This window comes from Enterobacter sp. 22452, assembly GCF_052045065.1.
Lineage (GTDB): Bacteria > Pseudomonadota > Gammaproteobacteria > Enterobacterales > Enterobacteriaceae > Enterobacter > Enterobacter mori.
The window spans coordinates 37,391-50,220 of sequence record NZ_JBQEOB010000014.1 but is presented as its reverse complement, the minus strand read 5'-3'; the positions used below and the strand labels follow the sequence as shown (position 1 = coordinate 50,220).

At 56.7% G+C, this 12,830-nt stretch carries 13 protein-coding genes; 10 read left to right on the top strand and 3 right to left on the bottom strand.

The window, feature by feature from the left end:
• The first annotated feature begins 15 nt into the window (after window positions 1-15).
• Window positions 16-1,272, top strand: a complete 1,257-nt coding sequence (gene avtA / locus ACTJJA_RS23140; protein WP_440669297.1) for a valine--pyruvate transaminase — start codon at window positions 16-18, stop codon at window positions 1,270-1,272.
• Between the two features lie 4 nt (window positions 1,273-1,276).
• Here avtA and ACTJJA_RS23135 read toward each other — a convergent pair whose 3' ends face one another.
• Together ACTJJA_RS23135 and yiaJ are read right to left on the bottom strand one after the other, a co-directional pair.
• Complete coding sequence (locus ACTJJA_RS23135) at window positions 1,277-1,732, bottom strand: 4Fe-4S dicluster domain-containing protein (protein ID WP_440669296.1); 456 nt, start codon at window positions 1,730-1,732, stop codon at window positions 1,277-1,279.
• 3 nt (window positions 1,733-1,735) lie between these two features.
• Entirely contained in the window at window positions 1,736-2,554 is an 819-nt protein-coding gene (gene yiaJ, locus ACTJJA_RS23130; protein WP_010436731.1) for an IclR family transcriptional regulator YiaJ, read from the bottom strand.
• Between the two features lie 225 nt (window positions 2,555-2,779).
• Between yiaJ and yiaK the strand changes: the two genes are divergently transcribed.
• The 8 genes from yiaK to araD all read left to right on the top strand — a co-directional run bounded on the left by yiaK (window position 2,780) and on the right by araD (window position 10,380).
• Window positions 2,780-3,778, top strand: coding sequence for a 3-dehydro-L-gulonate 2-dehydrogenase (yiaK, locus tag ACTJJA_RS23125; RefSeq protein ID WP_172701678.1), 999 nt, complete (start codon window positions 2,780-2,782; stop codon window positions 3,776-3,778).
• A gap of 10 nt (window positions 3,779-3,788) precedes the next feature.
• The gene (locus ACTJJA_RS23120; RefSeq protein WP_089599684.1) at window positions 3,789-4,256 is read left to right on the top strand and encodes a YhcH/YjgK/YiaL family protein; all 468 of its coding nucleotides are present in this window, start codon (window positions 3,789-3,791) and stop codon (window positions 4,254-4,256) included.
• Window positions 4,257-4,282: 26 nt separating this feature from the next.
• On the top strand, window positions 4,283-5,209 hold the full coding sequence (locus ACTJJA_RS23115; protein ID WP_440669295.1) for a DUF4862 family protein: 927 nt from the start codon (window positions 4,283-4,285) through the stop codon (window positions 5,207-5,209).
• A 48-nt stretch (window positions 5,210-5,257) separates the two neighbouring features.
• Window positions 5,258-6,577, top strand: coding sequence for an MFS transporter (locus tag ACTJJA_RS23110; RefSeq protein ID WP_440669294.1), 1,320 nt, complete (start codon window positions 5,258-5,260; stop codon window positions 6,575-6,577).
• Window positions 6,578-6,672: 95 nt separating this feature from the next.
• Window positions 6,673-8,178, top strand: a complete 1,506-nt coding sequence (locus ACTJJA_RS23105) for an FGGY-family carbohydrate kinase (protein WP_440669293.1) — start codon at window positions 6,673-6,675, stop codon at window positions 8,176-8,178.
• Window positions 8,175-8,828, top strand: a complete 654-nt coding sequence (gene ulaD / locus ACTJJA_RS23100) for a 3-keto-L-gulonate-6-phosphate decarboxylase UlaD (protein WP_440669292.1) — start codon at window positions 8,175-8,177, stop codon at window positions 8,826-8,828. The genes ACTJJA_RS23105 and ulaD overlap by 4 nt, the downstream gene beginning before the upstream one ends.
• A 2-nt stretch (window positions 8,829-8,830) precedes the next feature.
• The gene (locus ACTJJA_RS23095) at window positions 8,831-9,691 is read left to right on the top strand and encodes an L-ribulose-5-phosphate 3-epimerase (protein ID WP_010436719.1); all 861 of its coding nucleotides are present in this window, start codon (window positions 8,831-8,833) and stop codon (window positions 9,689-9,691) included.
• Complete coding sequence (gene araD, locus ACTJJA_RS23090) at window positions 9,685-10,380, top strand: L-ribulose-5-phosphate 4-epimerase (RefSeq protein WP_440669291.1); 696 nt, start codon at window positions 9,685-9,687, stop codon at window positions 10,378-10,380. The genes ACTJJA_RS23095 and araD overlap by 7 nt, the downstream gene beginning before the upstream one ends.
• On the opposite strand, the gene ACTJJA_RS23085 is transcribed toward araD, so the two are convergent.
• Window positions 10,381-11,199, bottom strand: coding sequence for a helix-turn-helix domain-containing protein (locus ACTJJA_RS23085; protein WP_440669290.1), 819 nt, complete (start codon window positions 11,197-11,199; stop codon window positions 10,381-10,383). It abuts the gene before it with no gap.
• 225 nt (window positions 11,200-11,424) lie between these two features.
• Between ACTJJA_RS23085 and ACTJJA_RS23080 the strand changes: the two genes are divergently transcribed.
• Window positions 11,425-12,825, top strand: a complete 1,401-nt coding sequence (locus tag ACTJJA_RS23080) for an MFS transporter (RefSeq protein ID WP_420985866.1) — start codon at window positions 11,425-11,427, stop codon at window positions 12,823-12,825.
• Window positions 12,826-12,830: the final 5 nt, after the last annotated feature.

Here is a 12,830-nt window from a genome sequence, read left to right as displayed (position 1 = left end):
GACAGATCACCTGCTATGACGTTTTCACTTTTCGGCGACAAATTTACCCGCCATTCAGGCATTACCCGCCTGATGGAGGACCTCAACGACGGGCTGCGCACACCGGGCGCAATCATGCTCGGCGGCGGAAACCCGGCTCAAATCCCGGAGATGACTACCTATTTCCAGAGCCTGCTCGCTCAGATGCTGGAAAGCGGCAAAGCAACCGATGCACTTTGCAACTATGACGGCCCTCAGGGTAAAACCGAACTGCTGAAACTCCTCGCCGATATGCTGCGTGAAGAGCTGGGTTGGGATATTGAGCCACAGAATATTGCACTGACAAACGGCAGCCAGAGCGCGTTTTTCTACTTGTTTAACCTGTTCGCAGGACGTCGCGCCGACGGCACGACCAAAAAAGTGCTGTTCCCGCTGGCACCGGAGTATATCGGCTATGCCGATTCCGGCCTCGAAGAAGACCTGTTTGTCTCCGCGCGCCCGAACATCGAACTGCTGCCAGAAGGCCAGTTCAAATATCACGTCGATTTTGAACACCTGCATATTGGTGAAGAGACGGGCATGATCTGCGTATCACGTCCTACCAACCCAACGGGCAACGTGATTACCGATGACGAGCTGATGAAACTGGACGCGCTGGCCAATCAGCACGGCATCCCTTTTGTGATCGATAACGCCTACGGCGTGCCGTTCCCGGGGATAATCTTCAGCGAAGCCCGCCCGCTGTGGAACCCAAACATCGTTCTGTGCATGAGCCTGTCTAAACTGGGCCTGCCGGGCAGCCGCTGTGGCATCATCATTGCCAATGAAAAAATCATCACCGCCATTACCAACATGAACGGCATTATCAGCCTTTCACCCGGCGGCATCGGCCCGGCGATGATGTGCGAAATGATTAAGCGCAACGACCTGCTGCGCCTGTCGAATGACGTGATTAAGCCGTTCTATTACCAGCGCGTTCAGGAAACGATTGCGACAATTCGCCGCTATTTGCCGGAAGAACGCTGCCTGATCCACAAACCAGAAGGCGCGATTTTCCTCTGGCTGTGGTTCAAGGATCTGCCGATTACGACGGAACTTCTCTACCAGCGACTTAAAAAGCGTGGTGTGCTGATGGTGCCGGGCGATTACTTCTTCCCGGGGCTGGATAAACCGTGGCCGCACACGCACCAGTGCATGCGCATGAACTATGTGCCTGATCCAGAAAAAATCGAAGCGGGTGTGAAAATTCTCGCGGAAGAGATTGAGAACGCCTGGCGCGAAAACGGTCAGTAAGTTCTTACGCCAGATGATGCAGCCGTTCGGTGCGTAATCTGGCGGGATCGACACAGCTTAACGCGTGGGTCGGGCAAGCCTCAACGCAGGCAGGTCCGCCCTCGCGATGCGCGCATAAATCACATTTCAGCGCCTGCACATGATCCCCCACCCTCTGTACCTGCATCGCCCCAAACGGGCACGCCACCATACAGCTTTTGCACCCGATGCAGCGCGCCTGCTCAACGAGCCAGGCTCCGGCTGAGCGTCGGATTGCCCCGGTGGGGCACACATTTGCACAGGGCGCATCCTCGCACTGATGACACCCGACCGCAGTGGTATAAGAACCCCCTTTCACCACCCGAATGCGGGGCATGAAATCATTTGCGATGACGAATTCCTGATGCGAAACCGCACAGGCCACTTCGCAAGTGCGGCACCCAATGCATTTTTCCGAATCCGCCATGATAAATCGGTTCATCTGTTACGCCTCGCGCACGTTAAAACCCAGTTCTTTTGAGATAGCCTCTGCCGTTTCGCGCAGCGGCTTGAGCAAGTTCTTCTCACCCACCTGCTTCATGCGCGACGTCGACAGCGAAATGGAGATCGCATACGGCACGCGCCCGTGGATATCAAAGACCGGCACGGCAATGCAGGAAACCCCCAGCTCGTTCTCTTCTTTATCCATCGCCATGCTGCGATCGCGAATTTCCGCCAGCTCATCATACATCGCACTCAGCTCGGTAATGGTGTTGCGGGTCAAGGGTTGGATCTGTTCCTGATGGCTTTCCCAGTAGCTCGCCACGTAATCCTGATGACCAAACGCCATGTAGATTTTGCCCATTGCGGAGCAGTAGAGCGGCATATGCTGGCCAATATAGGCACGCGTGCGCAGCATACCGGTTGTCGGTTCGAGCTTATAAATCAGGATCGCGTGGTCGTCTTCCCGGCTGGAGAAGTTCACCGTTTCGCCGGTGGCAATGTTCAGCGCCTCAAGGTGCGGAGCGGCCACGTGAATGATATTCAGCGACGACAGGGCCTTTTGCCCGACGGCGATAAATTTGGTGGTCAGGCGATAGCTGCCCGCCGCGGGTGCAGGGGTCACGTACCCGCACGACTGTAGCCCCTGCAGCAAGCGGTGCACGGTGCTCTTATTCAGCCCCGCCAGTTCAGATAAGTGCGCAAGCGGACACCCGTTCGGATAGTTGCTGAGGATCTCAATCAGCATCAGGCCGCGAAACAAGCTCTGGCTACCTGCTGGCCTCTCTTTTTCTTGCGTCATTTCGCTCTCTTTCGTGCTCATCAAATGGCTCCTTTTTGTCGCGCCCTGATGGTAGCGCAAAGTGTGGTTCAGTTCACGATCTCAACAGAAAAAACACAACCAATTGATTTTAATCGCTTTTGAAAAACATGAATGTCGTTGATCTGACAAAATTTGATCGCTATATTTGAAATCAGATTTCGCATAGTGAAATTTAGCGATAAAAAAGCACTCGCACTTGCCCCGAAAAAGAACAGGAGAACAGGGATGAAAGTGACCTTTGAAGAGTTAAAAGCGGCGTTTAATCGGGTTCTGCTCGATCGCGGCGTGAAAGCGGAAACCGCAGACGCCTGCGCCGAGATGTTCGCCCGCACCACGGAATCCGGCGTTTATTCGCACGGCGTTAACCGTTTTCCGCGTTTCATTCAGCAGCTTGATGCAGGCGATATCATTCCCGACGCTCAGCCAAAACGGGTAATGACGCTGGGTGCCATCGAACAGTGGGATGCCCAGCGCTCTATCGGCAACCTGACGGCGAAAAAGATGATGGATCGCGCCACCGAGCTGGCGTCCGACCACGGTATTGGTCTGGTGGCACTGCGTAACGCGAACCACTGGATGCGCGGCGGCAGTTACGGCTGGCAGGCGGCGGAGAAGGGCTATATCGGCATATGCTGGACCAACTCTATTGCCGTCATGCCCGCATGGGGATCAAAAGAGTGCTGCATCGGCACCAACCCGCTGATCGTGGCGATTCCCTCTAACCCAATCACCATGGTCGATATGTCGATGTCGATGTTCTCCTACGGCATGCTGGAGGTGAATCGCCTGGCCGGGCGCGAGCTGCCGGTCGATGGCGGCTTTGACGACGAGGGTAATCTCACCCGAGAGCCAGGCGTGATTGAGAAAAACCGCCGCATTCTGCCGATGGGCTACTGGAAAGGGTCTGGCTTATCCATCGTGCTCGACATGATCGCCACCCTGCTCTCCAACGGATCCTCCGTCGCGGAAGTGACCCAGGACAACAGCGACGAGTATGGCGTGTCGCAGATCTTTATCGCCATCGAGGTTGATCGCCTGATCGACGGCCCAACCCGCGATGCGAAGCTGCAGCGCATTATGGACTTCATCACCACCGCGCAGCGGTCTGATGAAAACGTTGCCGTCCGCCTTCCGGGCCATGAATTCACGCGCCTGCTGGAAGAGAACCGCCGCGACGGCATCACCATCGACGACAGCGTGTGGGCGAAAATCCAGTCTCTGTAAGGAGTGGACCATGATATTCGGACATATTTCCCAGCCCAATCCGTGCCGTCTGCCGCGGGCGATTGAAAAAGCGCTTCATTTTTTACGTGCTACGGATTTCACCACCCTGCCGCCAGGCGTGGTGGAAATTGAAGGTCGCACTATTTTTGCCCAGGTTCTCGACCTGACGACAAAGGAGCCGCACGAGAACCGCCCGGAAGTGCACCGCCGTTATCTGGATATTCAGTTTTTAGCATGGGGTGAAGAAAAAATCGGTATTGCCATTGATACCGGTAATAACGAAATAAGCGAATCATTACTGGAACAGCGGGATATTATTTTTTATCACGACAGCGAAAATGAATCCTTTATCGAAATGACACCCGGCAGCTATGCCATATTTTTCCCGCAGGATGTGCATCGTCCTGCCTGTATTAAGAACAAGGAAGCCGCAATTCGTAAAATTGTGGTGAAAGTGGCCGTCAGCGAATTAGATTAATTTACTGATAAATACAGGAACGCGAAATGACCAACACCGGTTTTATTATTGGTGCGTACCCCTGCGCACCCTCGTTTCACCAGAAAGGGGAACAAGAAGAACAAACATTCTGGCGGGAACTTTCCGACACGCCGAACATTCGCGGGCTGGAACAGCCGTGCCTTGAAGATCTCCATCCGTTTGGTGATGAATGGCTGTTCCGTCATACGCCGGGCGACTGGCAAATCGTCGTCACAGCAGTCATGGAAACCATGCGCCGCCGCGGCAGCAACGGCGCGTTTGGCCTGGCCTCAGCCGACGAAGCGCAGCGTAAAGCATGCGTAGACTTTTACCGGCATCTGCACAAGAAAGTTAACGCCGTGAACGCCCGTTTTCCAGGCAAAGTGATTGCTCTGGAGATGCAGGCGGCTCCACAGGCGGGCAATGCTTCCGTCGAGCAGGCTACCGAGGCGTTTTCCCGCTCGATCCAGGAAATCGCAGGCTGGGACTGGGACTGCGATCTCGTGCTGGAACACTGCGATGCCATGACCGGCCTGGCACCGCGCAAGGGCTTCTTGCCTTTAGCGCAGGTGCTGGAGGTGGTGAAAGACACCGATATCAGCGTCTGTATCAACTGGGCGCGCTCGGCTATCGAGGGCCGAAATACGACGCTCCCGCTGGAACATGTTCAGGCCGCACTCCGTGCCGGAAAGCTGGGTGCACTGATGTTTTCGGGCACGACTACCCGCGGGGAATACGGTGAATGGCAGGATCTGCACGCGCCGTTTTCTTCATTCTGCGCCGACAGTTTGATGTCTACTGAAGACGCAAAATCACTCTTTACTGCGGCGAGCGCCGCAACGTTGAAATTCTCCGGTATTAAATTACTGGAAATAAATGCTAATGCTGACGTCAGCCATCGCATCGCTATTTTGCGCGACGGCATTAGCGAAATGAATAAAGCAACACAATAACAATAAAAAAATATCCCTATTCCGGTTACATTGACTGAGACAGTAAATATGAACACTTACTCGAATACTCTACAAGCGGACATTCCGCGCCAGCGCTGGCTAAGAATCATTCCTCCTATTCTTATCGCCTGCATCATTTCGTATATGGATCGCGTAAATATCGCCTTTGCCATGCCCGGTGGTATGGATGAAGAGCTGGGTATTACCGCCACTATGGCGGGCCTGGCAGGTGGGATCTTCTTTATCGGCTATCTGTTCCTGCAGGTTCCCGGCGGCAAGATTGCCGTCCACGGCAGCGGCAAGAAGTTTATCGGCTGGTCGCTGGTTGCCTGGGCGGTGATCTCTGTGCTCACGGGCCTGGTGACGAATCAGTATCAGCTGCTGGTGCTGCGCTTCTTACTCGGCGTGGCGGAAGGCGGGATGCTGCCCGTCGTGCTCACCATGATCAGCAACTGGTTCCCGGATGCCGAACGCGGTCGCGCCAATGCCATTGTAATTATGTTTGTCCCCATCGCCGGGATTATCACCGCCCCGCTTTCGGGCTGGATCATCACCGCACTCGACTGGCGCTGGCTGTTCATCATTGAAGGTTTGATGTCCGTCGTTGTGCTGGTGCTGTGGGCGTTCACCGTTTACGACCGACCGCAGGAAGCCCGCTGGATTTCAGAAGCGGAGAAAAACTATCTGGTGCAAACGCTGGCGGCTGAACAACAGGCCATCGCTGGCAAAGAGGTGAAAAACGCGTCACTCGGCGCAGTGCTTTCCGACAAAACCATGTGGCAGCTGATCGCTTTGAACTTCTTTTACCAGACCGGGATTTACGGCTACACGCTCTGGCTGCCGACCATCCTGAAGGAGCTGACGCACACCAGCATCGGTCAGGTGGGCATGCTCGCCATCCTGCCTTACATCGGGGCCATTGCGGGGATGTTCCTGTTCTCAACGCTTTCTGACCGCACCGGCAAGCGCAAGCTGTTTGTCTCCCTGCCGTTGATTGGCTTTGCGCTCTGCATGTTCCTCTCCGTGGCGCTGAAAGATAGTACCTGGCTGGCGTATTCCGCACTGGTGGGCTGCGGGTTCTTCCTGCAATCCGCAGCGGGCGTGTTCTGGACTATCCCGGCGCGTCTGTTCAGCGCAGAGATGGCGGGCGGCGCGCGCGGCGTGATCAACGCCCTGGGCAACCTCGGTGGCTTCTGCGGCCCGTATGCGGTTGGGGTGCTGATCACCCTGTACAGCAAAGACGCGGGCGTTTACTGCCTGGCGGTTTCTCTGGCGCTGGCGTCGCTGCTGGCCCTGCTGTTACCGGCGAAATGCGATGCCGGTGCAGAGCCTAATCCCACGGTGAATCCACATAAACGTGCGGCCTGATGCCCTCACCCCAGCCCTCTCCCACGGGGAGAGGGAGAAAACCGAATCGTAGGCCGGGTAAGCGAAGCGCCACCCGGCAATTAAGTGAGATGAAGATGAGTGAAAAAGAGCTCTTCTGGCTGGGTATCGATTGTGGCGGTACTTATCTGAAAGCCGGGTTATACAACAGCCAGGGCAAGGAAATCTGCATCGAGCGCCGCTCCGTTGCCACGCTCAGCCCGCGCGCAGGTTACGCGGAGCGGGATATGCCTCAACTCTGGCAGCACTGCTACGCTACCGTCGCCACGCTGCTCAAACATTCAGGCATCGACGGAGAGCAGATCAAAGGCGTCGGCATTTCTGCTCAGGGCAAGGGACTGTTTCTGCTCGATAAACAAGACCAACCGCTGGGCAACGCCATGCTCTCCTCAGACCGCCGGGCGCTGGAGATCGTGCAGCGCTGGCAGCAGGACGGCATTCCCGAAAAGCTCTATCCGCATACGCGCCAGACCCTGTGGACAGGGCACCCAGCCTCACTCCTGCGCTGGGTGAAAGAGAACGAGCCGCAGCGGTATCAGCAGATCGGCTGCGTGATGATGGCGCACGACTATCTACGCTGGTGTCTGACCGGCGTGAAGGGCTGCGAGGAGAGCAACATCTCCGAGTCCAACCTCTACAACATGAATACCGGGCAGTACGATCCCCAGCTCACGCGCTGGCTCGGTATCAGCGAAATTGACGGCGCCCTGCCGCCGATTGTCGGTTCAGCAGAAATTTGCGGGGAAATCACCCCTCAGGCAGCCGCGCTTACCGGTCTCGCGGCGGGCACGCCCGTCGTTGGTGGACTGTTTGATGTGGTTTCCACCGCGATCTGCGCCGGGCTGCACGACGAACACACGCTGAATGCCGTCATGGGTACCTGGGCCGTCACCAGCGGGATCGCCAATGCGCTTCGCGATAACGAGCCGTTCCCCTATGTGTATGGCCGTTACGTCCACCCGCAGCAGTACATCGTTCATGAAGCCAGCCCGACGTCATCCGGCAATCTTGAGTGGCTCACTGCCCAATGGGGCGACATGTCATTCGATGAGATCAACCATGCCGTCGCCAGCCTGCCGAAAGCGGAAAGCGAGGTGTTCTTCCTGCCGTTCCTCTACGGCAGCAACGCCGGGCTGGAGATGACCAGTGGGTTTTACGGCATGCAGGCGCTGCATACCCGCGCGCATCTTCTGCAGGCCGTTTACGAGGGCGTGGTGTTCAGCCACATGACCCACCTCAACCGCATGCTTGAGCGCTTTACCCAGGTGCAGGCGCTGCGCGTCACGGGTGGCCCGACCCATTCGGACGTGTGGATGCAAATGCTCGCCGACGTCAGCGGGCTGGCGATTGAGCTGCCGCAGGTGGAAGAGACCGGCTGCTCCGGCGCGGCGCTGGCGGCGCTGGTAGGCACCGGCGTCTACCCCGATTTCCATGCTGCGCAGCGCACCCTCAAACACGACATTCGGGTGATTGAACCCGACATGCGCGCCCATGCGGCCTACCAGCGCAAATATCACCGTTACCAGTTACTGATTTCAGCACTTCAGGACTATCACGCCCGTATTAAGGAGTACGACCTATGAGCCGACCATTACTGCAGCTGGCGCTCGACCATACCTCACTTCAGGCCGCCCAGCGCGACGTCGCGGCGCTTTCAGATCACGTTGATATCGTCGAAGCGGGCACCATTTTGTGCCTGACCGAAGGGCTGAGCGCCGTACGCGCCCTGCGCGAACAGTGCACGGATAAAATCATCGTGGCGGACTGGAAAGTCGCCGATGCCGGAGAAACGCTGGCTGAGCAGGCGTTTGGCGCGGGCGCGAACTGGATGACCATCATCTGCGCCGCCCCGCTGGCAACCGTTGAGCGAGGCCACGAGGTCGCACTGCGCTGCGGGGGAGAAATCCAGATGGAGCTGTTTGGCAACTGGACGCTGGACGACGCGCGCGCGTGGCATCGCGTCGGCGTGAAGCAGGCTATCTACCACCGCGGGCGCGACGCGCAGGCCAGCGGTCAGCAGTGGGGCGAAGCGGATCTCGCGAAAATGGGGGCGCTCTCCGATATCGGTTTGCAGCTTTCGATTACCGGCGGTATCACCCCTGCCGACCTGCCGCTGTTTAAGCAGATCAACGTAAAAGCCTTTATTGCCGGACGCGCGCTGGCAGGCGCCGCTAATCCGCCGCAGGTGGCACAGGCATTCCATTCGCAAATCCGCGACATCTGGGGAGCGTAACCATGCGTCAACATCCGTTAGGTATTTACGAAAAAGCGCTGTCGAAAGATCTCTCCTGGCCCGAGCGCCTGGTGCTGGCGAAAAGCTGCGGGTTCGATTTTGTTGAGATGTCCGTCGACGAGACCGACGAGCGTTTGTCACGCCTCGAGTGGAGCACCACACAGCGCGCTTCGCTGGTTGAAGCGATGCTGGAAACCGGCGTGGCGATCCCGTCGATGTGTCTTTCTGCCCACCGTCGCTTCCCATTTGGCAGCCGGGATGAAACCGTGCGCCAACGCGCCCGCGAGATCATGACCAAAGCCATCAGGCTGGCGCGTGACTTAGGCATTCGCACCATCCAGCTCGCGGGTTATGACGTGTATTACGAAGAGCATGATGAAGGCACGCAGCAGCGCTTTGCCGAAGGGCTGGCGTGGGCCGTCGAGCAGGCCGCCGCCGCGCAGGTGATGCTGGCGGTGGAGATCATGGACACCGCGTTTATGAACTCCATCAGCAAGTGGAAAAAGTGGGACGACATGCTCGCCTCGCCGTGGTTCAGCGTTTACCCGGATGTCGGCAACCTGAGCGCGTGGGGCAACGACGTCACCGCCGAGCTGACGCTGGGCATTGACCGCATTGCGGCAATTCACCTGAAGGACACCCAGCCCGTCACCGCACAAAGTCCCGGACAGTTCCGCGACGTGCCGTTTGGAGAAGGCTGCGTCGATTTCGTTGGCGTGTTTAACACGCTGAATAAGCTGAACTATCGCGGCGCGTTTCTGATTGAAATGTGGACTGAAAAAGCAAAAGAGCCGGTGCTGGAAATCATCCAGGCGCGCCGCTGGATTGAAGCCCGTATGCAGGAAGGAGGCATGACATGTTAGAACAACTCAAAGCAGAGGTGCTGGCGGCAAACCTGGCGCTGCCCGCCCACCAGCTGGTGACCTTCACCTGGGGCAACGTCAGCGCGGTGGATCGCGAAAGCGGCATGATGGTGATCAAGCCGTCCGGCGTGGAGTACGACGTCATGACGGTGGAGGATATGGTGGTGGTGAATATCGCCACCGGCCAGGTGGTTGAAGGCAGCAAAAAGCCCTCTTCAGACACGCCGACCCACCTCGCGCTGTACCGCCGTTACCCGGAGATTGGCGGCATCGTGCATACCCACTCCCGCCACGCTACCATCTGGTCGCAGGCGGGCCAGGATTTACCGGCGTGGGGCACAACGCACGCAGACTATTTCTACGGGGCGATCCCCTGCACGCGACGGATGACCACGGCTGAAATCGCGGGCGAGTACGAATACCAGACGGGTGAAGTGATCATTAACACCTTCGAGGAGCGCGACTTAAGCCCGATGCAGATCCCGGCAGTATTGGTGCACTCCCACGGTCCGTTCGCCTGGGGCAAAGACGCTGCCGATGCGGTCCACAATGCCGTGGTACTGGAAGAGTGCGCCTATATGGGCCTGTTCTCACGCCAGCTTGCGCCGCAGTTACCGGTTATGCAGCAGGAATTGCTGGATAAACATTATCTGCGCAAGCACGGGGCGAATGCCTATTACGGCCAGTGATCAGCCGGAATTAATATGCTCTTTACAGTACCGCCGTTTCCAGACGGCGGGGGTTAATCCCGTATGTTTTGAAAATATCTGCCGAAAATAGCCCACGTCATTAAAGCCGCAGCGGGTTGCCACTTCGGTGAGGGAGGCAGAGCCATCCAGCAACAGCTTTTCCGCTGCCCTGACGCGCTGGCGATGTATCGCCTCCGTCAGGGTTAAATGGAAAGTCCGGCGAAACACCCGCCCGAGATAATCGGCATTGCAGTGCAATGCTTTTGCCAGCTGCGACGTAGAAAGCGGTAAATGAAACTGCGTGCGAATAAGCTGCTTCGCCTTCCACGCCATCGCCGCACCGGCTTCATCTGCACTGTCCTCATAGCCTGAAGAATGGGATACTTGTTGCAAAATAAGTAATAAAATCATCTCCAGCGCCACGCTTCGCTGTAATTTCTCCTGCTCGCTGAGAAACTGCCGAAATAGCGCAATGACATATTGCGCATCCCTTACGCGACAGTGTTGTTCTATTGCCAGAGGGGCGGCATTGGGTAACGTTGCATCTGGCGTTTCAACCTCGAAATGGAGCCAATAAAAGCGCAGGTCAGCCGGGAAATCCTCCACGCCGACATGCCGACGGCCCGGCCAGAGAAGTAAACTTTCTCCCGCGTGAACCTCAAAAATACGCTGTTCCTCCTGAATCGTTAATGTCCCTTTTTCGACAAATATAATCTCCCATGATGTTAATTTTCGCGCAGGATGGCGGCCCACGCCCCGGGAGATAAATAACCCGCCATTTTGGACCTTAATCGGAAACGCTATGGATAATTCAAGCATGGATATTCACCATTCCGCTTTTATTGCCGTTGATATTCAACTTACGCTTTGATTATTAATCAATATTCGAATAACTGTCCGATCGGAATCACATTTTTATCATTAGGTCGGAATCGTCATCTTTTTATACTTTTCCCTTCCCTTGTTGGCCTTTCCGTTCGGTGCAGAATAAATGAGTACCTTGCACAAATACGATAATAAATTCGATTACTGAGGAGTTACTTCATGACTTCCACACCGATTACAGAGTCAGACGTGACACAAGGGGCAACAGATAGCCACTTGTCCGTCCGCGAAAAAATTGGCTACGGCCTGGGTGATGCGGGCGGTACGGTGATTACCTGCCTGATCATGAATTTTCTGACCTTCTTCTATACCGATATTTTTGGTCTGACGCCTGCGCTCGTTGGCACGCTCTTTATTGCCTTGCGCGTATTTGACGCCATTTCCGATCCGGTAATGGGCATTATTGCCGACCGCACGCAAAGCCGCTGGGGACGTTTTCGCCCGTGGCAGCTGTGGGTCGCCTTCCCGATTGGGATTATCGGCGTACTGACGTTCACCGTTCCGGAAGCCAGCATGGGGGTGAAAATCGCCTGGGCGTTCGGCACCTATTTGCTGCTGTCCGTTGGTTATACCGCCATCAACGTTCCATACTGCGCGCTGATCAACACCATGACGACCCGTCACAATGAGGTGATCTCCTGCCAGTCATGGCGCTTTGTACTCTGCGGCGTTGCGGGCTTCCTGGTCTCGGTCGGTCTGCCGTGGCTGGTCGCGGAGCTGGGCCAGGGCAATGCCGCAAAAGGTTACCAGCTTGGCGTTGGGGTGCTGTGCGCTGTCGCCGTGGTGATGTTCCTGTGCTGCTTCTTCTGGGTACGCGAGCGCGTCCCGCTGGCGCTGATGGGCAAATTCACCCTGCGTGAGCATCTGGCCGGTTTGCGTAAAAACGATCAGCTGCTGCTGATGCTGGTGATGTCGTTCCTGCTGATCAATGTCTTCAATATTCGAGGCGGCGGGTATATGTACTTCATCACCTACGTGCTGCAGGGCAGTACCACGTATACCTCGCTGTTTTTCACCATGGTGACCTTTGCCGCCATTCTGGGCGCGGTGATCGTCAGCCCGCTGTCGCGCCGTATTGATACCGTCAAACTCTACTATTACACCAACCTGGTCCTCGCCGCGCTCGCGGCGGGAATGTGGTTCCTGCCTGGCGGCCCGGCGTACCAGACCCTCTGGCTGATCGTCATTTTGAGCAACGGCGTCATCCTCGGGTTTACCCTGCCGCTGCACTTCTCGCTGATGGCGTTTGCCGACGACTACGGCGAGTGGAAAACCGGCGTGCGTTCGTCGGGGATGAACTTCGCCTTCAACCTGTTTTTCATCAAGCTTGCGTGGGCGTCCAGCGCCGGGATCATCAGCCTGGTGTTTATCGCCGTCGCCTACCAGCCAGGCGCGGGCAATCAGACGCCTGCTTCACTGCAGGGCATCACCGCCATGGAGACGCTGCTGCCTGCCCTTTTTCATCTGCTGCTGGCCGTCTCTATCCGCTGGTGCAGACTCAACAATCCTATGATGTCGCGCATTGCAACCGACCTGCGCCAGCGTCACATACCCTCCTGAGGAGA